Origin of the sequence: Azorhizobium caulinodans ORS 571 (genome assembly GCF_000010525.1) — a bacterium.
Classification (GTDB): Bacteria; Pseudomonadota; Alphaproteobacteria; order Rhizobiales; family Xanthobacteraceae; genus Azorhizobium; species Azorhizobium caulinodans.
Genome location: NC_009937.1, coordinates 2,335,974 through 2,359,299, shown reverse-complemented (window position 1 = coordinate 2,359,299; position 23,326 = coordinate 2,335,974). Strand labels below are relative to the sequence as shown.

The 23,326-nt window shown below is 66.7% G+C and carries 21 protein-coding genes; 15 read left to right on the top strand and 6 right to left on the bottom strand.

The window, feature by feature from the left end:
* Window positions 1-69: 69 nt before the first annotated feature.
* Both AZC_RS10595 and AZC_RS10590 read right to left on the bottom strand, forming a co-directional pair.
* Window positions 70-1,641 carry an ABC transporter substrate-binding protein gene (locus AZC_RS10595; RefSeq protein WP_012170572.1) on the bottom strand — a complete coding sequence of 524 codons (1,572 nt, stop codon included), beginning with the start codon at window positions 1,639-1,641 and terminating at the stop codon, window positions 70-72.
* 38 nt (window positions 1,642-1,679) lie between these two features.
* A complete protein-coding gene (locus AZC_RS10590) occupies window positions 1,680-2,447 on the bottom strand; it encodes a class II aldolase/adducin family protein (RefSeq protein WP_012170571.1) in 768 nt (255 codons plus the stop codon).
* 139 nt (window positions 2,448-2,586) lie between these two features.
* On the opposite strand from AZC_RS10590, the gene AZC_RS10585 reads away from it, so the two are divergent.
* A complete protein-coding gene (locus tag AZC_RS10585; protein ID WP_244421825.1) occupies window positions 2,587-3,291 on the top strand; it encodes a GntR family transcriptional regulator in 705 nt (234 codons plus the stop codon).
* 6 nt (window positions 3,292-3,297) lie between these two features.
* On the opposite strand, the gene AZC_RS10580 is transcribed toward AZC_RS10585, so the two are convergent.
* Window positions 3,298-4,707, bottom strand: a complete 1,410-nt coding sequence (locus tag AZC_RS10580; RefSeq protein WP_012170569.1) for an amidase family protein — start codon at window positions 4,705-4,707, stop codon at window positions 3,298-3,300.
* Between the two features lie 125 nt (window positions 4,708-4,832).
* Here AZC_RS10580 and AZC_RS10575 point away from each other — a divergent pair, with 125 nt between their 5' ends.
* Together AZC_RS10575 and AZC_RS10570 are read left to right on the top strand one after the other, a co-directional pair.
* Window positions 4,833-5,789, top strand: a complete 957-nt coding sequence (locus tag AZC_RS10575; protein ID WP_012170568.1) for a LysR substrate-binding domain-containing protein — start codon at window positions 4,833-4,835, stop codon at window positions 5,787-5,789.
* 199 nt (window positions 5,790-5,988) lie between these two features.
* On the top strand, window positions 5,989-6,588 hold the full coding sequence (locus AZC_RS10570) for a biliverdin-producing heme oxygenase (protein ID WP_012170567.1): 600 nt from the start codon (window positions 5,989-5,991) through the stop codon (window positions 6,586-6,588).
* Window positions 6,589-6,620: 32 nt separating this feature from the next.
* Here AZC_RS10570 and AZC_RS10565 read toward each other — a convergent pair whose 3' ends face one another.
* Window positions 6,621-7,505: a GNAT family acetyltransferase gene (locus AZC_RS10565; protein WP_043879201.1), complete on the bottom strand. Its 885-nt coding sequence runs from the start codon at window positions 7,503-7,505 to the stop codon at window positions 6,621-6,623.
* Between the two features lie 254 nt (window positions 7,506-7,759).
* Between AZC_RS10565 and AZC_RS10560 the strand changes: the two genes are divergently transcribed.
* Genes AZC_RS10560 through AZC_RS10545 form a run of 4 tightly spaced genes read left to right on the top strand, consistent with a single transcriptional unit; the run spans window position 7,760 to window position 12,031 of the window.
* Window positions 7,760-8,689: a 2-hydroxyacid dehydrogenase gene (locus AZC_RS10560; RefSeq protein WP_012170565.1), complete on the top strand. Its 930-nt coding sequence runs from the start codon at window positions 7,760-7,762 to the stop codon at window positions 8,687-8,689.
* A 27-nt stretch (window positions 8,690-8,716) separates the two neighbouring features.
* The gene (locus tag AZC_RS10555) at window positions 8,717-9,070 is read left to right on the top strand and encodes a cupin domain-containing protein (RefSeq protein ID WP_012170564.1); all 354 of its coding nucleotides are present in this window, start codon (window positions 8,717-8,719) and stop codon (window positions 9,068-9,070) included.
* A gap of 4 nt (window positions 9,071-9,074) precedes the next feature.
* On the top strand, window positions 9,075-10,538 hold the full coding sequence (locus AZC_RS10550; protein WP_012170563.1) for an aldehyde dehydrogenase family protein: 1,464 nt from the start codon (window positions 9,075-9,077) through the stop codon (window positions 10,536-10,538).
* Between the two features lie 41 nt (window positions 10,539-10,579).
* Window positions 10,580-12,031 carry an NAD-dependent succinate-semialdehyde dehydrogenase gene (locus AZC_RS10545; protein WP_012170562.1) on the top strand — a complete coding sequence of 484 codons (1,452 nt, stop codon included), beginning with the start codon at window positions 10,580-10,582 and terminating at the stop codon, window positions 12,029-12,031.
* A 55-nt stretch (window positions 12,032-12,086) separates the two neighbouring features.
* Here the strand turns inward: AZC_RS10545 and AZC_RS10540 are convergent, their stop codons facing one another.
* A complete protein-coding gene (locus tag AZC_RS10540) occupies window positions 12,087-13,367 on the bottom strand; it encodes an NAD(P)/FAD-dependent oxidoreductase (RefSeq protein ID WP_012170561.1) in 1,281 nt (426 codons plus the stop codon).
* Between the two features lie 16 nt (window positions 13,368-13,383).
* Window positions 13,384-14,052: a haloacid dehalogenase type II gene (locus tag AZC_RS10535; RefSeq protein WP_043879200.1), complete on the bottom strand. Its 669-nt coding sequence runs from the start codon at window positions 14,050-14,052 to the stop codon at window positions 13,384-13,386.
* Between the two features lie 329 nt (window positions 14,053-14,381).
* Between AZC_RS10535 and AZC_RS10530 the strand changes: the two genes are divergently transcribed.
* From AZC_RS10530 to AZC_RS10495, 8 genes are all read left to right on the top strand, one after another.
* Window positions 14,382-15,224: a GNAT family N-acetyltransferase gene (locus AZC_RS10530; protein ID WP_012170559.1), complete on the top strand. Its 843-nt coding sequence runs from the start codon at window positions 14,382-14,384 to the stop codon at window positions 15,222-15,224.
* 12 nt (window positions 15,225-15,236) lie between these two features.
* Entirely contained in the window at window positions 15,237-16,610 is a 1,374-nt protein-coding gene (locus tag AZC_RS10525; protein WP_012170558.1) for an aspartate aminotransferase family protein, read from the top strand.
* Between the two features lie 172 nt (window positions 16,611-16,782).
* A complete protein-coding gene (locus AZC_RS10520; protein ID WP_012170557.1) occupies window positions 16,783-17,532 on the top strand; it encodes an HAD-IA family hydrolase in 750 nt (249 codons plus the stop codon).
* A 128-nt stretch (window positions 17,533-17,660) separates the two neighbouring features.
* Complete coding sequence (locus AZC_RS10515; RefSeq protein WP_148209931.1) at window positions 17,661-19,232, top strand: ABC transporter substrate-binding protein; 1,572 nt, start codon at window positions 17,661-17,663, stop codon at window positions 19,230-19,232.
* A 74-nt stretch (window positions 19,233-19,306) separates the two neighbouring features.
* On the top strand, window positions 19,307-20,260 hold the full coding sequence (locus AZC_RS10510) for an ABC transporter permease (RefSeq protein WP_012170555.1): 954 nt from the start codon (window positions 19,307-19,309) through the stop codon (window positions 20,258-20,260).
* The gene (locus AZC_RS10505; RefSeq protein ID WP_012170554.1) at window positions 20,257-21,099 is read left to right on the top strand and encodes an ABC transporter permease; all 843 of its coding nucleotides are present in this window, start codon (window positions 20,257-20,259) and stop codon (window positions 21,097-21,099) included. Before AZC_RS10510 ends, AZC_RS10505 begins: the two co-directional genes overlap by 4 nt.
* Window positions 21,099-22,763 carry an ABC transporter ATP-binding protein gene (locus AZC_RS10500; protein WP_043879198.1) on the top strand — a complete coding sequence of 555 codons (1,665 nt, stop codon included), beginning with the start codon at window positions 21,099-21,101 and terminating at the stop codon, window positions 22,761-22,763. Before AZC_RS10505 ends, AZC_RS10500 begins: the two co-directional genes overlap by 1 nt.
* Before the next feature lie 55 nt (window positions 22,764-22,818).
* A complete protein-coding gene (locus tag AZC_RS10495; protein WP_012170552.1) occupies window positions 22,819-23,301 on the top strand; it encodes an Lrp/AsnC family transcriptional regulator in 483 nt (160 codons plus the stop codon).
* Window positions 23,302-23,326: the final 25 nt, after the last annotated feature.

Here is a 23,326-nt window from a genome sequence, read left to right as displayed (position 1 = left end):
ACGACGGGGCGGCGGAGGGGGAACCGCCGCCCGGGTGCGCTGCGCGAAGCCCGTTTCGGGGCTGGCGGATCACTCGATCCAGGCGTCCTTGAAGCCGTCATTCACACCGATGCCGGTGGTGATGAGGTTCTTGACGTTGCAATGGGTCAGCGTCGGGAACTTGAGGTCGATGAGCCAGTCATAGACCGCATCCTCCGTCAGCTTCTTCTGGACGGCGGAATAGGCCTTCTGGCGCTCGCTGTCGGGGAAGCCGACGGCGCCCTCGGCAAACAGCTTGTCCACCTCGGGGTTGGAATAGCCGCCCACATTGTTGAAGGGCGAGCCCTTGGCAATGTTGGAGGAGATATAGGCGCGGGAAACGCCCAGCGCCGGGTCGCCATACTGGTAGAGGAAGGTGATGGAGATATCGAAATCCCAGTCGCCGAGCTTCTTGTTCCAGCCCGCGACGTCGGTATTCACCATCTCGACCTTGATGCCGACATCTTCCAAATTCTGCTTGATGGCCTCGGCCCAGCGCAGCCAGGTCTCGCCATAGGGCATGGGCGTGAAGCGCACCGGCTCGCCCTTGTAGCCCATCTCCTTGAGCAGGGCCTTGGCCTTGGCGGGATCGTAGGGATACTTCACCACCGCCTTGTCATCGCGGAAGGACGTGGACTGGGCGAAGGGACCGTCGGATACAGCGCCCATACCGTTCCACAGCACGTCGAGCGCGAAGTTGCGGTCGATGGCGTAGGACACCGCCTTGCGGAAGCGAGGGTCCGCCGTCAGGCCGCCGCGATGGTTGAACCAGAGCCAGGACTGTGGCGCGAAGAACTCCCAGCCCTTGTCGGTGATGCAGGCATTCTTCGTCTTGGCGAGGCGGGGAATGTCGAAATTCTCCACCGACCCGCCGGGCAGGATGTCCACCTTGCCGGTCTCGAAGGCGACCGCGCGGGCCGCGGCATCCGGAATGATGTGCCAGTAGATCTCGTCGAGATGGGGCTTGCCCTTCTCGTAATAGTCCTTGTTCTTGACGAGCTTGATATAGGAGCCCTTCACCCATTCTCCGAACTTGAAGGGACCGGTGCCGATGGGCGTATTGTTCGCCGGATTGGTGAGGAAGTCGGTGCCCTCATAGATGTGCTTGGGCACCATGGGCATGGTGCCGACCTCGAACATGCGGATGAAGGGGCCGAAGGGCTGCTTCAGCTGGAACACCACCGTCTCGTCGTCCGGCGCGGTGATGCTCTCCACATAAGCGAGCGAGGCGCGCGTGCGCGGATTGGTCTTGCGCAGGAAGACGTCGGCGGAGAACACCACGTCGGCCGCCGTGAAGGGCTTGCCGTCATGCCACTTCACGCCGGGCTGGAGCTTGAAGGTGTAAGTCTTCCCGTCCTCGGAAATGGTCCAGGACTTGGCAAGCTGGGGCTTCGGCTGCAGCTTCTCGTCATAGCGCAGCAGGCCCTCGTAGATGTTGCCGGCGACCATCTGGGTCGGGGCATTCTGAAGGATGCCGACCATGAGCCCCGGCGGCTCCGGCTGGATCACCACATTGGCGCGGCCGCCCTCCTTGGGCGTGCCCTGCTGGGCGAATGCGCCGCCCGCGGCGAGGACGGAAAGCGCGACGGACGCCGCAAGTGTACCGAGCAATTTCGCTTTCATGACGGCTTGTTCCCCTGGAAGGATTGTTGATTGAGCCTTCAGTGTTCGAAATCGGGCGCCACGGCGCGGGTGAGCCGCAGGAAGGCGGCCCACTCGGGATCGACCGCGCCGGAGGCGGCGTGGAGGTCGTCCCAGGTCTCATACTGGCGGGCAGTGAGATCGGCGATCTCGCGCGGCGGCAGGCGGATCGGCCGGCCGGTACCGAGCGCCGCCACCTGCGCCTGGCAGGCGCGCTCCAGATTGTGCATGAGGACAAAGGCTTCGCCTACGGTCCGGCCGCAGGTGAGAAGGCCGTGGTTGCGCAGGATCATCGCCTTGTGCGTCCCAAGGTCCGCCACCAACCGCGCGCGTTCCTCCAGATTGACGGCGATGCCCTCGAAATCATGGTAGGCGATGCGGTCGTGGAACTGGAGCGACCACTGGTTCATGGGAAGAAGCCCCTCCTCCATGCACGCAACGGCCACACCGGCCACAGTATGCGTGTGCAGCACGCAGCCGATCTCCGGCCGGGCGCCATGGATGGCGGAGTGGATGACGAAGCCCGCAGCATTGATGCCGTGGCCGCGCGGATCGTCGAGCACCGTGCCGTCAATGTCGATGGTGACGAGCTCGGATGCCTTCACCTCGTCGAAGCGCGTGCCGTAGGAATTGATGAGAAACTGCTCACCCACGCCGGCCTTGGCGGAGATGTGGGTGAAGATGCTGTCGTCCATCTTGAAATGGGCGAGCAACCGGTAGGCGGCCGCGAGATCCGTCCGCGCGCTGGCTGCCAACTGTTCCGAACCCAGGCTCACATGAGCGCCCATCTCACCCTCCCTTGCGCATCGGTGCCGCGCCACGCGACATTTGACGGGCTTCATCGTAGGCACATAGATTTGAAACTGTCGACAATCGACGGTGTGGAAAATTTAAGCAGGCTCTGCCTGCGACCAAACGAGGGTGAACGTGCCGCGCGCAAAGCATGAGGTGGAGAGCGGAGCGCTCGGTGCGCTGGCTCCCGAGGATCTGGTCAGCCGCATCGCTACGGCCCTGTCCGAAGCCATCATCGGCGGGCGCTTTGCCCCCGGCGCCCGGCTCAACGAGGTGCATCTGGCCGCCGAAATCGGCGTCTCCCGTGCGCCGCTGCGCGAGGCGGCGCGCCTGCTGGAAAACCGCGGGCTGGTGGTTTCCCAGCCGCGCCGGGGCTTCTTCGTGCGCGATCTCACCGCCGCCGCGCTCGATGATGCCTACGACCTGCGCCTGTGCCTTGAACGCCATGCGGGACTTGCGGTCTGCGCGACGCTCACCGCCGAAATGGCGGCGGCCCTCAGGACGCAGGCCGCGCGCATCCACGAAACCCGCAGCGATCCCGGCCGGCAGGTAGAAGAGGACTTCGCCTTCCACCGCCTGATCTGCGCGCTCTCCGGCAATGCCCGGCTGCTGCGTGTCTATGACGAACTCACCGACGAGATGCGTTTCGGCATCACGGTCATCGGCCATCTCTACGACGATGCGGACGTGATCGCCCGCACCCACGATCCCGTGCTCGATGCGCTTCTCTCGCGCGACGGCGAGCGCTGGTGCGCGGCCATCGACCATCATATCGGTGTAGCGCGCGCGCATGTGGTCAAGCTCCTTGCCGCCCGCGAGAGCGAAGAATCGAAAGGCTGAGGCCGCTCATCGCCCGGCATCCTTGAGCAGCGGCTCCAGCGCCTCGGCTGCAGCCAGCACCGCTCCGTCCGCGCCGCGGGCGCCAACAATCTGGAAGGAGCGCGGAAGTCCCTCCGCCGTGGACGCCAGCGGCACGACCGCGGCCGGCTGCTGGCTGAGATTGATGGGGAAACTGAAGCCGGCCCACAGATGCCAGCGCTTCAATCCGCTCCCCTCTGGCACCAGCGCCCCGGCGCTGAACGGAAGCACCGCGACGCCCGGCGAGACGATGAAGTCGTAGGACTCGAGCAGGGCATCCATGGCGGCACCGAAGGCCCCGCGCTCCGCCTGTGCCCGCATCAGATCGATGGCCGACTGACGCGCGCCCTCCGCCGCGATCTCCAGGAACCCGGGGTCGATGCCGCCACGATCGTCCTCTGGAATGGCTGCAAGGCGGGCCGCGGCCCCGCCGTACCAATGGGCCTCGAACACGCCGGTCACCCGATCGGCCCGCGGCAGGTCGATGGGCTCCAGAATCGCTCCCTGCGCCTCCAGCACCTTCAGCGCGGCCTGGAAGGCCACGGCCACCGGGGCATCCACGGCGCCACAAGGGGGCGTGGACCAGACGCCGATGCGCGCTCCCTTCGGAAAATCCGGATGAAGGCGCGTGCCCAGCGGCGCCAGCGCGCCCGCTCCCTGCGCCCAGTCTGCAAGATCACGGCCCGACATGGCCGCCAGCATGGGGGCGAGGTCTGCGGCGTGGCGAGCCATGGGACCGATATGGGCCACGGTGCCGAAGGCGCTCGCGGGGAAAGCGGGAACGCGGCCGAACGTCGGCTTCAGGCCGGCGATACCTGAAAAGGCCGAGGGGACGCGGATCGAGCCGCCTCCGTCGGTGCCGAGATGGAGCACGCCCGCTCCCGCAGCGGCCGCGACCGCCGCACCGCCGGAGGACCCGCCCGGCGTGCGGCTGGGATCATGGGGATTGCGCGTGATGCCGCAGGCGGGGCTGTCCGTCACCGCCTTCCAGCCGAACTCAGGCGAGGAGGTAAGGCCGATGAAGACCGCGCCGGCGCTGCGCAGGCGCCGAACGGAGGGCGCATCCTCGGCATAGGGCTGGGCGGGCGTCGTGCCGCTGCCGTAGCGGACCGACCAGTCCTTCACCCACACGATGTCCTTGAGGGTCGTCGGAATGCCATCGATGGGCGAGAGCGCCGTCCCGTTGGCCCAGCGCGCTTCCGCCGCCCGCGCAGCGGCAAGCGCGCGCTCATGATCGATGGACAGGAATGCATTGAGCGCCGGGTTGATCTCTTCGGCGCGCGCGAGGGCGGCCTCCGTCACTTCCACGGGGGACAGTGTGCGGCGCGCAAAAGCCTGCGTGAGGGCCGCCACCTGCGGTCCTTCATCCTTGGCGAGAAACGAAGAAAGCCCGGCCATACGCAACCCCTGCTCGCAAATGCAGCAAAATTTCCGCTGCACCTTTGAAAGGCAGAATGACCTTCCCGAGGCCTCCCACAAAATGTATTATTCGGAGAACATTCTTCTATTTTCTGGATGATTGGATGAGCCTCTCCCTCCGACAGGTGCGCTATGTGGTCGAAGTCGCGCGCCTCGGCTCCATCCAGGCGGCGTCCCGCGAACTCTCCATTTCGCAGTCCTCCATCCTCGCCGCCATCGATCTCGCGGAGGCCGACATCGGAGCGCGCATGTTCATGCGACGCCCGTCCCAGGGCATGCGTACCACGCCGGCTGGCGAACGTTTCATTGCCGCAGCGCGGGGCCTGCTGGCCGCGGAAACGGAGTTCGTGCGGGAGATCGGCTCGCTGGCGGATCGCCCGCCCCGCCTGATCCGCATCGGTTGCTTCCTGCCCTTCGGGCCGCTGTTCATGCCGGAGGTGCTACGCCGCCTGGTGGCCCGCACGGGCTCCATCGACATCAGCGTGATGGAAGCCGACCAACTGCAACTGCGCGACTGGCTCGACACCGGTCATATCGATGCCGCCGTCACATACGAGATGGGGCCGCCCTTTGCCGGCGAGATCACGCGGATCTGCAAGGTGCCGGCGCATGTGCTGATGCGCGCGGACGATCCGCTGGCGCGGCTCGACGCGGTGCCGCTGGCAGCCCTTGCCGAGCGCCCGCACATCCTGCTCGATCTGCCGCAGACCGGCGCCTATCTCACCTCCATCGTGGACATGTCTGGCCTGGGGCGGCGCATCAGTTTCCGCACCCGATCCTACGACACCGTGCGCGCGGCGGTGGAGGCGGGTTTCGGCCTCACCATCCTGAATCTGCGCCCCATGACCCGCGTCGCGGCGGACACGCCCGATCTCTGCCGCCGCCCCATCGCCGATCCCCTGCCGCCGCCGAACCTGATCGTGATCGACCCCTATGGCGATCGCAAACCGCGCTTCCTCAAGGAATTCATCGCGGAGATGCACGCCATGTTCCGCGAACTCGGGCCGCGCCGCTTCGCGGTAGCCAAACCGGAAGAGGAAAACGAACTCCTTCCCGCCTGATGGGTTGTGACGTTCGAGGACCCGCGCAGCACCTCCCGGAATGGAGCCAAGCCGCATTTTTCGTATGACAGAGGCAAACGGGACAGTTCTCAGCGCGGAGAAAGACGTTATATGGTCAGTTCAGGTACCCATTTTCAGCCATTAACCGGAAATGAGTACATAGGAATTGGAAGCATTTTAAGTTGAAGGAGCGGTTTTCATGGACGTTCTTGAGCTGGAACGCGCGCCGTTGCGCCAGGAAAGCCGCGCGAAGCGCATGAAAGCGGCCACCCAGGCGGCCCACGAACGGATCGACCGCCAGATCATGGCCGCTGATCCCTTCGCCTCGCGCGAGAATTTCGGCCGCTTCGTTCGCCTGCAGTACCGCATTCACCACGCCGTCGACCCGCTGTTCCGCAGCCCGGCCCTCGCCGCGCTTCTGCCGGATCTGGCGGGCCGCCGACGGCTGGACCTCGTGGAACAGGACGCCGCCGATCTCGGCGTCAGCCTCCCTGAGTTGCCTGCGGCGTCGGACGCCCCGGCCGATGTCGCCTCCGCTCTCGGCTGGCTCTATGTGGTGGAGGGCTCGAACCTCGGCGCCGCCTTTCTGCTGAAGGCGGCCGCAAAGCTCAATCTCAATGAGGATTTCGGGGCGCGCCATCTCGCCGGCCATCCCGCGGGCCGCGGCCTGCACTGGCGCACGTTCACGGCGGCGCTCGACGCCGTTCCCCTCTCGGAGGCGGATGAAGCCCGCGCCGTTGCAGGCGCCGAAGCCGCCTTTGCCATGGTCGCCGACCGGATCGCGGTCGAGTTCGCCTGATCCCACGGTGCCGCGCCACGGCGCGGCGCCTCTCAGCCGAGCGCGTGGCTCGCGAGGGCGAAGACCCGCGGGCCATCCGCCGGGATGCGCGGCAGGAAGGGGCGACCAAGCGACATGGTTGTCACCGTGTCGAACACCCCCAGCCCCGCGCGCGTGAGGAATTCCGGAAAGACGCCCTCCGCCTCCCGCGTGTCCACGCGCAGGAACTGCCCCGCATGGTCGCGCACGTGCGGCAGGCAGACCGCGATGGCGTCGCGCGGATCGGAAGCGACCACCGGCCCGATCACATGGCCCCGGCCGAAGCGACGGCAGAGGCCATGCGCCACGATCCGGCCGGCGCGTTCGAGCACCACGGCGCGGGCCGTGGACAGCAGCGCCTCATAGAGCCTCGAGCGGTCCGCACCGAAGGCGGCCCGGTCGAGGGCGAGAATCTGCGGCAGGTCATCTGCTGTTAAAGCGCGCGCCTCACCGCCATCCGTATCGGCTGCGATGAACACGGCCTCGCCTTGGCACTGGAAGACCGTGCGCTCGGCAACGAAACCCAGCGACGCATAGAGGCGCCGCCCCGCCCGCGTGGCATTGAGCCCAAGGAAGCGCGGGTGCGTCTGCTCGATCACATGCTCCAGCGTCCAGCGCCCGGCGCCGTAGGTCTGGAGGCGGGGGGCTGTGATCATCATGCCCACGGTAGCGAAGTCCGCGTCATGGGGAAACCACATGGCGGTCGCGAGCACTCGTCCGATCTCGTCAAGGGCGGCAACGCCATGGCCATACTGGCGCAGCATCTCCCAGTCTTCGGCCCTGTGCGGCCAGCGGACGGAGATCGACAAGGCATGGAGATGCGCCACGTCGACGTCATTGATGTCCGTGAGGCGCGTATCAAACGATTGAAGCGCTAGCCGGCTATCTGCCCTGTTCATGGTTGCCCGTCCTGTCCCGGCGCTTCTCTCCCACTTTCGGTTGTAACGCCGGACGACAACAGAATCCGCCTGTGCGCCGCGCTCCTTGCAGCACATTCGACTGAATTGTAATCGGCCGACCTCCCCCGACCGGCCTTACTGCCGCGGGCCGGATTTTCGGCGGGATGTATCGTCCGCCCGCTGCCCTTTGATGGAATCTGCGGCGGGCAGCCGGGCACCCTCGGCGGGTCCAACGTCGGGCTCCGGAGCATGCCTTGGCCTTCCTGTTCAATTCCGATGCCGGGCGCGGGCGCATCTTCAAGGCGGCCTTCGCCAGCGCCCGCCCGGACATCCCCTTCTTCCTTTCGCCCGCGGAGGCCGATCCGGCACGCGTGCGCTACATCATCTCCTGGACCGTCCCGCAGAACCTTGTCGCCTATACGGGGTTGGAGGTGCTGTTCTGCGTCGGCGCGGGTGTTGACCACATGCCCATCGATACCCTGCCGCCACACGTGAAGGTGGTACGCATGATGGAAGACGGCATCGTGCGCATGATGCAGGAATATGTGACGCTCGGCGTCCTCACCCTGCACCGCGACATATTCGGGTATCGCGCGCAGCAGGCCCGCGCCGAATGGACGCCGCGTGCGGTCGTGCGGGCGCACGAGCGGAACGTCGGCGTGCTCGGCCTCGGCATGCTCGGCAAGGCTGTGCTTTCGCGTCTTGCGCCCTTCGGCTTTCAACTCGCGGGCTGGAGCCGCTCCGCCCACGACCTGCCCGGCGTCACCTGCTTTCACGGCCATGGGCCGGATGGGCTCGATGCCTTTCTCGCCCGCACGGACATCCTCGTCTGCCTTCTGCCGTTGACCCACGAAACGCGCGGCTTTCTCAACGGCGAGCGCCTCCGCCGCCTGCGGCCGGGAGCGGGCCTCGTGCATGTGGGGCGCGGGCCGCAGCTCGACGGCGCGGCCCTGCTTGCCGCACTCGAGGACGGGCATGTGTCCGGGGCCGTTCTCGATGTCACCCATCCCGAGCCCCTGCCGGCAACCTCGCCGCTCTGGGCCCATCCGAACGTGATGATTACTCCCCACATCGCCAGCGTGACGCGGCCGGACACGGCCGCCGAAGTGGTGCTGGAGAATATCCGCCGCCACGAGGCGGGGCTCGATCCCATCGGCCTCGTGGACCGCGCGCGCGGCTACTGATCCCTCTCGAACCAGAAGGGCCCATCCATGTCCCTGCTCAAGACCATCGACACTGCTCCCACCTTCGAACCCGTGGAGAAGAAGCCCGATGCGGACCGCCTGATCGCCGGCGATCCCGTCTTCCGCACCTGGGCGCAGGACTCCTCGCGCAGTGAGCCGGTGCGCACCGGCGTCTGGGAGGCGACGCCCGGCACGTCCCGTTCCATCAAGGGCGACACATTCGAGTTCTGCTACATCCTCGAAGGCGTCGTTGAACTCACCGAGGAGGGCGGCACGCCGGTCATCTACAGGGCCGGCGACAGCTTCGTGATGAAGCCCGGCTATGTGGGCGTCTGGCGGACCATCGAGACGGTGCGCAAGATTTACGTGGTGGTGGGCTGACGCCATGGGCCTCGGCTTCGATCCAGCCTCCGTCACCCTGCCCTGCGGCCATTTCATCGGTGGCCGGCTGGTGCCGGCTGCGGGGGAGATCGACCTCCATCGCCCCTCGGACGGTGCCGCCTTCGCCGCCTGCCCCATTGCCGGCCCGGACATGGTGGATGCGGCGGTCGAGAGCGCCCGCAAGGCGCTGAAGGACAGCGGCTGGGGCGGCACCCGCCCGCGCGACCGGGTGCGGGCGCTGCACCGCTGGGCGGATCTGATGGAGGCCCATGCGGAAGAACTGGGACGGCTGGAGGCGGTGGCATCAACGCGGCCGATCCGCGACCTGATGGCGGGCGACCTGCCCGTCACCATCGAGCAGATCCGCTTCTTCGCGGAATTCGCGGACAAGGAGGGCGGCGATCTCGTTCCCACCGCCGACGACAGCCTCGGCCTCATCATGACCGAGCCCTATGGGGTCGTCGGCGCCATCACGCCCTGGAACTTCCCCCTCTCCATGGCTGCGTGGAAACTGGCGCCCGCGCTTGCGGCCGGCAATGCGGTGGTGCTGAAACCCTCCGAGATGACGCCCTTCGCGACGCTGCGCATGGCGGAACTGTCGGTGGAAGCGGGCATCCCCGCCGGCCTCGTCAATATCGTGCTGGGCGACGGGGCTATCACGGGCAACGCCCTCACGGGCCATCCGCACGTATCGAAGGTGAGCTTCACGGGATCGACGGCGGCGGGCGCGGCCATCATGGCCAATATCGCCCGCACCGGCATCAAGCCCATGACGCTGGAACTGGGAGGCAAGAGCCCGCAGGTGGTGTTTGCCGACGCCGATCTCGGCCTCGCGGCAAGCTGCATCGCCACCAGCATTCTGGCCAATGCAGGACAGGCCTGCGTTGCCGGAACCCGCCTCATCGCCGCCCGCGAGATCGCCGAGCCGCTGCTTGAGAAGATCGCGGCGCGCCTCGCCTGTATCCGGCCGGGGCCCACATGGGAGACGGAAACCGCCTATGCGCCCATCATTTCCGAGCGGCAGATCGGGCGCATCGAAAGCCTGGTCGGTGCCGCTTTGTCGGCGGGCGCACAGTTGCGGGCCGGAGGGCGGCGGCTGGAGCGGCCCGGTTTCTTCTACGCGCCCACCATCCTCGATCACGTGGCGCCCGGCTCGCCGGCCGTGATCGAGGAGATCTTCGGTCCCGTGCTCACGACCCAGACCTTCAGCGACGAGGCGGAAGCCGTCGCGCTCGCAGACCATCCGAGCTACGGCCTGTGTGCCGGCCTCTACACACGAGACCTTTCGCGGGCGGTGCGGGTCACCCGGCAGTTGCAGGCCGGCACCATCTGGGTGAACCGCTACGGCCGTTCCCGCGACCACATCCTGCCCACCGGTGGCTACAAGGGCTCCGGCATCGGCAAGGATCTCGGCCGGGAGGCCTTCATGGCCAACCGCAAGGCGAAAAGCGTGCTGATCGGCCTCTGACGCCGGCACGCCCCTCTTCCAAACTCAGGCGAGGAACACCCATGCTCGACACCCAGGGCCTCTTGCGCCAGCAATGCCTCATCGACGGTCAATGGCAGGACGCCGCCGACGGCGGTCAGATCGAGGTGACCGACCCGGCCACGGGCGCCGTGATCGGCATCGTGCCCGACTGCGGCGCGGCCGAGACACGCGCCGCCATCGATGCCGCCGCCCGTGCCTTCATGCCCTGGCGTGCACGCACCCATGCCGAGCGCGCCCAGCTTCTGGAATCCTGGTACGACCTCATGATTGCGCATCTTGAGGACCTCGCTCAACTGCTCACCAAGGAGCAGGGCAAGCCGCTGGCCGAGGCGCGGGCGGAGATCCGCTATGGGTCCTCGTTCGTGAAGTGGTTCGCGGAAGAGGCCCGCCGCGTCGGCGGCGCGACGATCCCCTCGCCGACGCCAGACCGCCGCATCGTCGTGCTGAAGGAGCCGGTGGGCGTCTGCGGCATCGTCACGCCCTGGAATTTCCCCAATGCGATGATCACCCGCAAGGTGGCCCCCGCCCTTGCCGCCGGCTGCACCGTGGTCATCAAGCCATCAGAGCTCACGCCCTTCTCCGCCCTCGCGCTCGGCGTTCTGGCCGCGCGGGCGGGCATTCCTGCCGGCGTCATCAATATCGTGACCGGGATGCCCACGGCCATCGGAACGGAGCTCACGTCCAACCTGACGGTCCGCAAGATTTCCTTCACCGGCTCCACCCGTGTCGGCGCGCTGCTGATGCGACAGGCCTCCGACAGCGTGAAGCGGCTCAGCCTCGAACTCGGCGGGAATGCCCCCTTCATCATCTTTGACGATGCGGACATCGATCTCGCGGTGGAGGGCGCCATCGCCTCCAAGTTCCGCAATGGCGGCCAGACCTGCGTTTGCGCGAACCGCATCCTGGTGCAGTCTGATATCTATGACGCCTTTGCGGAGAAGCTGTCCGCCCGCGTCTCGGCCATGAAGGTTGGCCCCGGTACGGCCGAGGGCGTCCAGATCGGCCCCATGATCAACCACGCCGCCATCGAGAAGATCGAGCGGCACGTCGAGGACGCGATGGCCAGGGGCGCCCGCCTGCTCTCGCGGCGGCCGGAACTGCCGGCGGGACGCCAGTTCACGGCGCCACTCGTGCTGGGCGAGGCCACGACGGACATGCTGCTCGCGAGCGAGGAGACGTTCGGGCCCGTCGCCCCCCTTTTCCGCTTCGATACGGAGGAAGAGGCCATCGCCATTGCCAACGGGACTCCATTCGGCCTTGCGGCCTATTTCTTCACCGAGAGCCTGAAGCGCTCCTGGCGGGTGGCCGAGGCCCTGGAGTTCGGCATGGTGGGCCTCAACACCGGCGCCATCTCCACCGAGGTCGCGCCGTTCGGCGGCGTGAAGCAGTCCGGCCTCGGCCGCGAGGGCGCGCAGGTCGGCATCGAGGAATATCTGGAGACGAAGAGCTTCCACATCGGCGGGCTGGCCTGACGCAGAAAGGGCGGGTCTCGATAGGCCCGCCCTGTCCCATGCGCCTGTCGGAAGCTTACTGGAAACGGTCGAGCATCTTGTAATAAAAGCCGACCAGCGGCAGGAACCAGGGCGTGCCGAGATGGCCGGGTACAGCCGGCCAGTCGAGGCCCTTCACCGGATTGCGGTCCTCCCGGCCGAGCATGGCTTCGGCCATCACGCGCCCCATCAGGTTGGACATCTGGGCCCCGTGGCCGGAATAGCCCATGGCGTACCACAGGCCGTCTTCTGTTCGCCCGGCGCGGGGATAACGGTCCTGCGTCATGTCCACGAGACCGCCCCAGCAATAATCGAGCGGCACGCCGGACATTTGCGGGAAGAGGCCGACGAGGTTCGCCTTCAGGATCTCGCCGCTCCTGGCATCGGAGCGCTGATCCGAGACTGCGGAAAAGCGGGCGCGGCCGCCGAAGATCAGGCGGTCGTCGGGCGACAGACGGAAATAGTTGCCGATGTTCAGCGAGGTCACGAAGGTGCGTTCGCGCACGATGACGGAGGCGATCTCCGCCCTGCTGAGCGGGCGCGTGGCAACGATGAAGCTGCCGACGGCCACGATCCGCCGGCGGAACCACGAGAAGGGGCCTGACGTGTAGGCGCCGGTGGCCACCAGAACCTCCCGCGCCGAGACCTGCCCCCGCGGGGTTTCGAGCACATGGAGAGCGCCCTCCCGACGGCGCGCCGTCACCGCCGCATTCTCGAAGATGGTCGCCCCGTGGCGCACGGCGGCATCCGCGAGACCTGCCGCGTAGCGCCCCATGTGCATCACCGCGCTCTTGCGCGACAGCATGCCGCCGTGGAACGCCTGCGACCGCACCTCGTCCGCGATGGCCGACCGGTCGAGCATGGCCGTATCTGGATCAACCTCGCGATGCAGCGCCTCGAAATTGCGGGCCAGCCCCTCGTAATGAGCGGGCTTCGAGGCCAGCTTCAGCTTGCCCACGCGCTTGAAATTGCACTGGATCTGCTCTTCGGCGACGGTCCGCTCGATGTGATCCACCGCGGCGTCGAAGGCCCTGTAGAGCGTGGCCGCCCGCTCCGCTCCGAGGTGCGATTTCGCCGCGAGATAGGAATGGGCAAGCCCGTTGTTCAGGTGCCCCCCGTTGCGGCCGGAGGCGCCGGAGCCGATGCTCCCGCCCTCCAGCACCACCACTCTGGCGCCTGCCTTGGCGAGCCTGCGGGCGGCTTCAAGGCCGGTGAAGCCGCCGCCCACGATGGCGACGTCATAGGCGCCTTCAACGGAGCCGGGCGTCCCGCCCGTGAACGCCGGCGCGGTGTCGGCCCAATAGGATGTGAAGCGCATGACGGGCCGCCGTTTCTCAGAGGCCCAGGACGCCGGGCAAGCCGCGGATATCCTTGATCTCGGTATATTCATAATAGGGGTTGGCCGGCTCGTGGCCGCGGTTCACCCACACCTTGTTCTTGATGCCGAGATCATAGGCGGACATGAGGTCATAGCGGAAGGAAGAAGAGCAATGCAGCACATCCTCCGGCCCGCAGCCCAGCATGTCGAACATATATTCGAAGGCCTGGAAGCGGGGCTTGTAGGCCTCGGCCTGCTGTGCCGTATAGACCGCGTGGAAAGGCGCGCCGAGCTTGGCGACGTTGGAAGGGATCTGCACATCCATGGCATTGGAGAGGATGACGAGCGGGATCTCCTTCGCCACCTTGGCCAGCCCCTCGGGTACATCCGGATGCGGGCCCCAGGAGGGCACCCGGTTGTAGATCGCCAGCGCATCCTCGGGCCGGAACGCGACGCCGTTCTTCTTGCAGGTGCGCTCCACTGAATTATGGATCACCTCATCATAGGGCTTCCAATCCCCGAGGATCTCATCGAGCCGGTAGGCCGCGAAATTCTTCACGAACTGCGCCATGCGCGGCTCGTCGAGCTGCGCCCCGTAGATGTCCCGCGCGGCCTCGGCCATCTGGAAGTGGGTGAGAGTGCCGTAGCAGTCGAAGGTCACGTATTTGGGCCGGAAGCGGGTCATGCCGGTTTCGTCCTTGAAAGGTGCCCGGTGGGCTGAAGACACAGCCAGCATAGGAGCGCCCCGCCAGCCGCTTCACCGCAATCCGCAAGCCGGCGAAGCAGAATGTTCCGTATCTCGACGGATGCCCGGTAGAGAGTTGCGCGACCGGGGCGCAGGAGGGCCGGCCGGCGCCCCATCTCCCAGCCCCTCCTCGCCGGCCGCGGCATAAGATGCGGCGGGCATGGCGAGCGACGGCGGATCGTGTCGCCCATCGGCATCAGTCGAGCGGAACCGCCTGAACTGGGCGCGCTAGGCTCTGGGGACACCGGAACCCCATTCCCGGACCAGACATGGCTTCATCGACCCTTGCCCCCACCAACCTGTCACCCGCGCACCTCGATGGCGCCACCGCCCTCTCCCGCGAGACCGCCTGGCCGCACCGGCGGGAAGACTGGGCCTTCATGCTCGCACTCAGCCGTGGCTTTGCGGCGGTCGAAGATGGTGAACTCGTCGGCACGGCCCTGATGACGCCCTATGGCGCGGACGCGGCGACCATCAACATGGTGATCGTCTCCGCCCGCATGCGGGGGCGCGGCCTCGGGCGGCGGCTCATGGATGCCGCGCTCGATAGCGCTGGAGCGCGCGAGTGCCGGCTTGTGGCGACGCTGGAGGGCCTGCCGCTCTATGAGAAGCTCGGCTTCCGGGCCGTCGGTGAGATCGCCCAGCACCAGGGGGTTCTTGCCGATCGCCTGCCGCCCGCGCCCGCGGCCGTGACCTGGGCCAACCCGGACGAGATCGAGGCCCTGATCGCGCTCGATCGCGCCGCCTGCGGAATGGACCGGACGCAACTCCTCCATGCCCTTGCCGCGATCGGCGAAGTCGCCGTGCTGCGCGGTGCCGATGGGCCGCGTGGCTTTGCCGTCCTCCGCCCCTTCGGCCGGGGCGATGTGGCCGGCCCGGTCGTGGCGCCGAGCCGCACCGAGGCCGAACAGTTGATCGCCTTCCTCATGGCCACCCGACCGGGGCGCTTCCTGCGGGTGGATACGCCAGATGTGGAGGGCATCGGCGCTTTTCTCGCTCACCATGGCCTTGCCCGTGTCGGCGGCGGCACGCCGATGATCCGCAATGCCCGCTCGGCGGCGCCCGTCGATGGCGTCCGCACGTTTGCCCTCGCCAGCCAGGCCCTTGGTTGAAGGAGAAGCCTGATGACCAGCAATTCCCTCGTTGAACTCGACCGCGCCCATCTGGTGCATCCGGTCGCCTCGTATCGCGGCCACGAGCGGGCGGGCGTCCGGGTGCTCAAATCCGCCAAGGGCGCCATCGTCACCGATGCCACGGGCCACAGCATGATCGACGGCTTCGCCGGACTGTGGTGCGTGAATGCGGGCTACGGCGTCGAGAGCATTGTCGAGGCGGCGGCCAAGCAGATGCGCGAACTGCCCTATGCCACCGGCTATTTCAGCCTCGGATCGGAAAGCGCCATTCGCCTCGCGGCGGAACTGGCGGACCGCGCGCCGGGCGATCTCAACCACGTCTATTTCACGCTCGGTGGTTCGGACGCCGTGGATTCCACCGTCCGCTTCGTCCGCTATTATCAGCACGCGCGCGGCACGCCGCAGAAGGACCAGTTCATCTCGCTGGCGAGCGGCTATCATGGCTCCTCGACCGTAGGCGCCGGCCTCACCGCTCTGCCACTGTTCCACGCCGGCTTCGGCCTGCCCTTCGACTGGCAGCATAAAATTCCGTCCCACTATGCCTATCGTAATCCGGTAGGGAGCGACCCCGCAGCGATCATCGCCGCCTCGGTGGCCGCGCTTCGAGCGAAGGTGGAGGAGATCGGGCCGGATCGCGTCGCCGCCTTCTATGCCGAGCCCATCCAGGGGTCCGGCGGCGTTCTCGTGCCGCCGGACGGCTGGATGAAGGCCATGCGGGAGGTCTGCCGCGAACTCGACATCCTCTTCGTGGCCGACGAGGTCATCACCGGCTTCGGGCGCACCGGCCCCCTTTTCGCCTGCACGGACGAGGGGATCGTTCCCGACCTCATGACCACCGCCAAGGGGCTCACCTCGGGTTATGTGCCCATGGGCGCGGTGTTCCTGTCCGATCACGTCTACAACACCATCGCCGACGGCGCCGGCGAGTCAGCCGTCGGCCACGGCTACACCTATTCCGCCCATCCGGTCAGCGCGGCGGTCGGCCTCGAGGTGCTGCGGCTCTACGAGGCGGGACTGCTGGAGAACGGCCGCAGGGCCGGCGCGCGACTGATGGCGGGGCTCCGGAGCCTCTCCGACCATCCGCTGGTGGGCGACGTGCGCGGGCGCGGCATGCTGGCCGCCATCGAGCTCGTCACCGACAAGGCCCGCAAGACACCGCTGCCGGCGGCCGCCGACCCCTCCCACCGCATCTTCGACCGCGCGTGGGACAATGGCCTTGTCATCCGTGCCTTCGCCACCGGCATCCTCGGCTATGCGCCGCCGCTCTGCTGCACCGACGCCGACATCGACGGCATCATCGAGCGCACCCGCATGACGCTGGACCAGACCCTGGAAGACCCGGACGTCCGCGCCGCCATGGCCTGAGCGGGAACCGACATTCCGGCGGGCGGCTGATTTCAGAAGATTCTGCCGCCCGCCGCCCGCGTTTCAGCCGATCCCGCGCTGCACACTTGGCAACACTGAAGGCTGACACCCATCCACGAGGCGAAAGCAGCCTCGGCACCGTTCGGAACCGGCCTCGGCCGCGACATCGTCAATGCGCCGGCGGGCGCCCAGAGGGGACAGGTCTGTGGCCAGGAGCTTATCCACCTTCAAATATCTCACCTTCGACGTGGTCGGCACGCTGATCGACTTCGAGGCCGGCCTTACGGCGCCGTTGGCGGCCATCGCCGCGGAGCATGGCGTGCCCTTCGATCCGGAAGCAGCGCTCGCGCTCTACCGGGACGCCCGCTACATGCCCGACGCGCTGCGCTTCCCGGACGACCTGACGCGCGTCTATGGCGTGATCGCGCCGAAGCTCGGCCTGCCGTCGGATGCGGCCTACGGCGCCCGCCTGCGCGCCGCCGTGCCGGGCTGGACGGCCTTTCCCGATAGCGCGGAAGCGCTGGAGCGGCTCGCAAAGCGCTATAAGCTGATTGCGATGACCAATGCGCAGCGCTGGGCCTACGAGCATTTTTCCAACGCACTGGGCAACCCGTTCTATGCCGCCTTCACGACGGACGACACGGGGACGGAAAAGCCTGACCCGGCCTTCTTCGAACAGGTGTTCTCGTTCGTGGAAGCCGATGGCGGCGCGAAGGACGACGTCCTTCACGTGGCCCAGAGCCAGTATCACGACATCGGTGTCTCCCGGCAGCTTGGCCTGACCAATTGCTGGATCCAGCGCCGCCACGCACAGCCGGGCTATGGCGGCACCATCGCGCCGTCGCAATTCACCACGCCGGACTACCACTTCACGTCCATGGCCGAACTCGCGGACGCGGTGGAGGCGCGGCACGCAGCGTAACGGGTGCGTTCGAGAAGACGGCCGGGGAGCTGACCTTCCCTCCCCGCCGGGCCTGTCAACGAGAGACAAAAAAGGGGATCCTCGTGACCGACAAGACCGTTTCCAACTGGACCCGTGCCGACGACGCCATGGTTGAGAGCGCCATCCGCCGGGGCGCTTCGCGCCGCGATCTCATGCGCATGCTGCTGGCCGGCGGCATCGCCTCCACCGCTTTCGGCTCTGGCCTCATTGCCCGTGCCACGGATGCCGTGGCGCAGACGCCGGTCTCCGGCGGCAATCTGAAGGCTGCCGGCTGGTCCGCCTCCACGGCCGACACGCTCGATCCGGCGAAAGCCTCGCTGTCGACCGACTATGTGCGCTGCTGCGCCTTCTACAACCGCCTGACCTTCATCGACAAAGGCGGCGCCGTGCGCATGGAACTGGCCGAGAGCGTCGAGAGCGGCGACGCCAAGGTCTGGACCGTCAAGCTGCGCAAGGGCGTCACGTTCCACGACGGCAAGACGCTGACCTCGGCCGACGTGGTCTATTCACTGAAGCGTCACCTCGATCCGGCGGTCGGCTCGAAGGTGAACTCCATCGCCAAGCAGATGAGCGAGATCAAGGCCGTGGACCCGTCCACGGTGGAGATCACTCTCGCCAATCCAAATGGCGACCTGCCCACCATCCTCGGCATGCATCATTTCATGATCATTGCCGAAGGCACCACCACCTTCGCCAAGGCCAACGGCACCGGAGCCTTCGTCTGCGAGACCTTCGAGCCCGGCGTGCGCTCCATCGGACTGAAGAACAAGAACTACTGGAAGAGCGGCTATCCGCACCTCGATTCCTTCGAGTTCTTTGCCATTTCGGACGATGCGGCGCGCGTGAATGCGCTGCTGTCCGGCGACATCCAGCTCGCCGCCGCGATCAATCCGCGCTCCATGCGCCTGGTGGAAAGCCAGCCCGGCGTGCTGCTGTCGCGCACCACCTCCGGCAACTACACCGACCTCAACATGCGCCTCGACATGTCGCCCGGCGACAAGAAGGACTTCGTGGAGGGCGTGAAATATCTGCTCAATCGCGAGCAGATCCAGAAGTCCGCCCTGCGGGGCCTGGCGGAGATCGCCAACGACCAGCCGATCCCCCCCTCCAACATGTATTACAATGCCGAACTGAAACCGAAGCCCTTCGATCCGCAGAAGGCGAAGGCGCTGTTCCAGAAGGCCGGCGTGCTCGGCCAGCCCATTCCCGTGGTGACGTCCGAAGCGGCGAACTCGGCCATCGACATGGCCATGGTGCTGCAGCAGGCCGGCCAGGGCATCGGCATGAACTTCGACATCAAGCGCGTGCCGTCGGACGGCTACTGGTCCAACTACTGGCTGAAGGCGCCCATGCACTTCGGCAACATCAATCCGCGCCCCACGCCCGACATCCTCTTCTCGCTGCTCTATGCCTCAAGCGCCCCGTGGAACGAGAGCCAGTACAAGTCGGAGAAGTTCGACCGGCTGCTGCTTGAGGCACGCGGCTCGCTCGATCAGGCCAGGCGCAAGCAGATCTATGGCGAAATGCAGGTGATGATTGCGGAGGAGGCGGGCACGGCCATCCCGGTCTTCATCTCCAATGTGGACGCCCATTCCTCCAAGCTGAAGGGCCTCGAGCCCAATCCGCTGGGTGGCATGATGGGCTACGCCTTCGCCGAGTACGTCTGGCTCGCATCCTGACCGCAAAGCCGGCAGGCCGCTTCAGGCCTCGCCGGGGCCGCCCGGTGATCCGTCATCCTCGCGCGGGAGCGCCAATGAACAGCTATGTCCTGTCCCTTCTGGGCGGCCGCCTGCTGATCGCCGCGGTCACGCTCCTTATCGTGGCCTTCACGGTGTTCGCGGCCACGGAGGTTCTGCCCGGCGACGTGGCGGAGGTGCTGCTCGGGCAGTCGGCGACGCCGGAAGCCGTAGCGGGCCTGCGCGCGGCCATGCATCTCAATGACCCGGCGATCCTGCGCTTTCTCCACTGGCTCGCTGGCCTGCTGACGGGCGATCTTGGCCGATCCTACGCCAACAACATGCCCGTAAAGGACCTGATCGGCACGCGCCTGCTCAGCTCCCTGAAACTCGCCGGCGCCACCACGCTGTTCTCCGTGCCGGTGGCGCTCACACTCGGCATCCTCTCGGCCATGTGGCGCGGCTCGCTGTTCGACCGCACGGTGACGGTCCTCACCATCGCCGTCATTTCCGTCCCGGAGTTCATGGTGGCGACATCCGCCGTCCTCATCTTCGCCGTCTATCTGAAATGGCTGCCGGCCCTGTCCTTCACCAGCGACAGCCTGACGTTTCTCCAGCTGCTCCGGGCCCTCGCCATGCCCATCATCACCCTGAGCTGCGTGATCTCCGCGCAGATGATCCGCATGACGCGCGCGGCGGTGATCGAGACACTGAACACGCCCTATGTGGAGATGGCGCTGCTGAAGGGCGCCTCTCGCCCCCGCATGGTGCTGCGCCACGCCTTGCCCAACGCCATCGGGCCCATCGCCAATGCCGTGGCCCTCTCCCTCTCCTACCTGCTGGGCGGTGTCATCATCGTGGAGACCATCTTCAACTATCCGGGCATCGCGAAGCTGATGGTGGACGCTGTCTCCACTCGCGACCTGCCTCTGATCCAGAGCTGTGCGATGATCTTCTGCGTGGTCTATCTCGCCCTGATCACCCTCGCAGACATGATCGCCATCCTGTCCAACCCGAGGCTGCGCCGATGAGCACGCGCCTCCTCACCCTGCCCCGCGTGGGCTACCAGATCAGCCCCGTCGGCATCGGCGCATTCCTTGTGATCCTGTTCTGGCTGGTTGTGGCCATCTTCGCCCCCCGCCTGACGCCGTACGCCATCGGCGATATCGTCGATTTCGACTATTTCGGCCCGGTCAGCGCCAAATTCTGGATGGGCACGGATTATCTCGGGCGCGACATGTTATCCCGCATCATCGCCGGGTCGCGCTATACGGTCGGCCTGTCGCTTGCGGCAGTCGCCATCGCCTGCTGCACAGGCGTGACGCTCGGCATGACCGCCGCCGTGATCGGCGGCTGGTTCGACAGCATTCTGAGCCGCTTTCTGGACGCCCTGAGCTCCATTCCGAGCAAGCTCTTCGGGCTCGTGGTTGTGGCGGGCATCGGCTCGTCCATCCCGGTGCTGATCGGGACGCTGGCCATCATCTACACGCCCGGTTCCTACCGCTTCGCGCGTGCGCTGGCCGTAAACATCAACACGATGGATTTCGTCACCGTCGCCCGCACCCGCGGCGAGGGCGTTGCCTACCTCATCGGCTCGGAAATCCTGCCCAACATCGTGGGGCCGGTGTTCGCGGACGTGGGCCTGCGCTTCGTCTTCATCGTGCTGCTGCTCTCCGGCCTTTCCTTCCTCGGCCTCGGCGTGCAGCCGCCCAATGCGGACTGGGGTGCGCTGGTCCGCGAGAACATCTCGGGCCTCGCCTTCGGCGCTCCGGCCGTGATCTTCCCCTCGCTCGCCATCGCCAGCCTCACCATCAGCGTCAACCTGCTGATCGACAACCTGCCCCGCAAGATCCGGGACCGGAGCGCGTGATGACGAACCTTGTCGAAATCCGCGATCTGAAAGTCGAGGCCACAACCGATGCGGGCCGCCGCGTCGAGATCATCAAGGGGGTGAGCTTCGAGATCGCGCCCGGCGAGATCGTCGCGCTCATCGGAGAAAGCGGCTCAGGCAAGACCACCATCGCGCTCACCCTCATGGGCTATGCCCGTGCCGGCTGCCGGATCACCGGCGGCAGCGTGCGCGTCTGCGGCACCGACATGACGCGGCTCTCCGAGCGCGAGCGGGCCGCCATCCGCGGGACCAGGGTCGCCTATGTGCCGCAGAGTGCGGCGGCGGCGTTCAATCCGGCGCAGCGCATCATGGATCAGGTGATCGAGGTGGCGCGCATCCACCACCTGATGAGCGATGCGGAGGCGCGCACGCGCGCCGTCGCCCTCTTCCGCGCACTCTCCCTGCCCGATCCGGATAACATCGGCGACCGCTACCCTCATCAGGTTTCAGGCGGCCAGTTGCAGCGCCTGTCCGCGGCCATGGCGCTCATCGGCGATCCCGAACTGGTCATCTTCGACGAGCCCACCACCGCCCTCGATGTGACGACGCAGATCGAGGTGCTGCGCGCCTTCAAGGCGGTGATGCAGAAGCGGAACATTGCGGGCGTCTATGTGTCCCACGATCTCGCCGTGGTCGCCCAGATTGCCCAGCGCATCGTCGTCCTGCGCGGCGGCGAGGTGCAGGAAATCGGGATGACCGACGCGATCCTGTCGACGCCGCAGCACCCTTACACCCGCGAGCTTCTGGCGGCCTTCCGGCCGGTGGGGGCCGAACCCTTTCCGCGGACGAAGGCGGACGAGGCCCCCAAGCCCCTGCTCGAACTCAGCAACATCGTGGCGGGCTACGGCCCCATTCTCGGGTCGGGCCTGCCCGCCATCCAGGTGGTGAAGTCGGTCAGCCTGAAACTGGAGGCCGGCCGCAACCTCGGCATCATCGGAGAGTCCGGCTGCGGCAAGTCCACGCTCGCCCGCGCCATCGCCGGCATCCTGCCCCCGGCAGGCGGCGACATCGTGTTCGAGGATCGTCAGCTCTCCCGCTCGGCGAAAAAACGCTCCCGCGAAGAGCTGCGCAAGATCCAGATCGTGTTCCAGTCCGCCGATACGGCCCTCAATCCTGCCAAATCGGTGGGGGAGATTCTCGCCCGGCCGCTGGTCTTCTATTTCGCAATGAAGGCTCAGGAGCGCGAGGCGCGGATCGACCGCCTGCTGGACATGGTCCACCTGCCGCGCGCGCTGAAGCATCGCCGTCCGCCGGAACTCTCCGGCGGCCAGAAGCAACGCGTCAACCTCGCCCGTGCGCTCGCCGCCGAACCACGCCTCATCCTGTGCGACGAGATCACGTCCGCCCTCGATACCGTGGTGGCGGCAGCGATCCTCGACCTGCTGCGTGAACTTCAGGCGGAACTCGGGTTGAGCTACATCTTCATCAGCCACGACCTGCCCACGGTGGAGGCGATCTGTGACGACGTGGCCGTGATGTATGCGGGCGAGAAGATCGAAGAGATGCCCCGGTCCCGCATCGGCACCGTCGAGCATCACCCCTACACGCGCCTCCTGTTCTCCTCGGTGCCCAAGCTCGACCCGCGCTGGCTCGATGGCCTGGAGCGCGATCCCGCGCTCGTGGCGGCGCTGTCGAAGCGATGAGGCCGGCGGGAGCGCGGGCGTTGCCTTGGGCCAGTGCGGCGGGCATGGTCAGCACATGAAACTCGACCAGATCGACGTCAAGATCCTCTCCGAGCTGCAGAAGAACGGCCGCATCACCAATGTGGAGCTGGCCGGGCTGGTCAACCTGTCTCCCAGTCCCTGCCTGATGCGGATGAAGAAGCTCCAGTCCGAGGGCTACATCACCGGCTATTCGGCCCGCATCAATGTGGGCAAGCTCGGGCAGACGCTCACCGTCTTCACGGAAGTCACCTTGAAGAACCACAGGCAGATCGACTTCGCCCGCTTCGTGGCGGCCGTGGACAAGCTCGACAGCGTGATGGAGTGCCACCTGATCTCCGGCGGCTATGACTACCTCGTGAAATTCGTGACGCGCGGCATCGCCGATTATCAGGAAACCATGGAACGCCTGATCGATCAGGATATCGGGATCGACAAATACTTCAGCTTCGTGGTGCTGAAGTCGCCGATCGTGAAGACCCACATGCCCCTCACAAGCCTGTTCCGCCCGACCGACTGACAGACGGCGCGGTCGGGCGAACATG

Excerpts from the sequence above, each read along its gene's own strand:
- AZC_RS10570 (WP_012170567.1), top strand. The coding sequence starts at position 5,989 with ATGGACGTTCTTGAGCTGGAACGCGCGCCGTTGCGCCAGGAAAGCCGC.
- AZC_RS10590 (WP_012170571.1), bottom strand. The coding sequence starts at position 2,447 with ATGGGCGCTCATGTGAGCCTGGGTTCGGAACAGTTGGCAGCCAGCGCG.
- AZC_RS10505 (WP_012170554.1), top strand. The coding sequence starts at position 20,257 with ATGAGCACGCGCCTCCTCACCCTGCCCCGCGTGGGCTACCAGATCAGC.
- AZC_RS10495 (WP_012170552.1), top strand. The coding sequence starts at position 22,819 with ATGAAACTCGACCAGATCGACGTCAAGATCCTCTCCGAGCTGCAGAAG.
- AZC_RS10595 (WP_012170572.1), bottom strand. The coding sequence starts at position 1,641 with ATGAAAGCGAAATTGCTCGGTACACTTGCGGCGTCCGTCGCGCTTTCC.
- AZC_RS10550 (WP_012170563.1), top strand. The coding sequence starts at position 9,075 with ATGGGCCTCGGCTTCGATCCAGCCTCCGTCACCCTGCCCTGCGGCCAT.
- AZC_RS10580 (WP_012170569.1), bottom strand. The coding sequence starts at position 4,707 with ATGGCCGGGCTTTCTTCGTTTCTCGCCAAGGATGAAGGACCGCAGGTG.
- AZC_RS10520 (WP_012170557.1), top strand. The coding sequence starts at position 16,783 with ATGCGCCGGCGGGCGCCCAGAGGGGACAGGTCTGTGGCCAGGAGCTTA.
- AZC_RS10535 (WP_043879200.1), bottom strand. The coding sequence starts at position 14,052 with ATGACCCGCTTCCGGCCCAAATACGTGACCTTCGACTGCTACGGCACT.
- AZC_RS10575 (WP_012170568.1), top strand. The coding sequence starts at position 4,833 with ATGAGCCTCTCCCTCCGACAGGTGCGCTATGTGGTCGAAGTCGCGCGC.
- AZC_RS10540 (WP_012170561.1), bottom strand. The coding sequence starts at position 13,367 with ATGCGCTTCACATCCTATTGGGCCGACACCGCGCCGGCGTTCACGGGC.
- AZC_RS10510 (WP_012170555.1), top strand. The coding sequence starts at position 19,307 with ATGAACAGCTATGTCCTGTCCCTTCTGGGCGGCCGCCTGCTGATCGCC.
- AZC_RS10500 (WP_043879198.1), top strand. The coding sequence starts at position 21,099 with ATGACGAACCTTGTCGAAATCCGCGATCTGAAAGTCGAGGCCACAACC.
- AZC_RS10515 (WP_148209931.1), top strand. The coding sequence starts at position 17,661 with ATGGTTGAGAGCGCCATCCGCCGGGGCGCTTCGCGCCGCGATCTCATG.
- AZC_RS10545 (WP_012170562.1), top strand. The coding sequence starts at position 10,580 with ATGCTCGACACCCAGGGCCTCTTGCGCCAGCAATGCCTCATCGACGGT.
- AZC_RS10555 (WP_012170564.1), top strand. The coding sequence starts at position 8,717 with ATGTCCCTGCTCAAGACCATCGACACTGCTCCCACCTTCGAACCCGTG.
- AZC_RS10565 (WP_043879201.1), bottom strand. The coding sequence starts at position 7,505 with ATGAACAGGGCAGATAGCCGGCTAGCGCTTCAATCGTTTGATACGCGC.
- AZC_RS10525 (WP_012170558.1), top strand. The coding sequence starts at position 15,237 with ATGACCAGCAATTCCCTCGTTGAACTCGACCGCGCCCATCTGGTGCAT.
- AZC_RS10530 (WP_012170559.1), top strand. The coding sequence starts at position 14,382 with ATGGCTTCATCGACCCTTGCCCCCACCAACCTGTCACCCGCGCACCTC.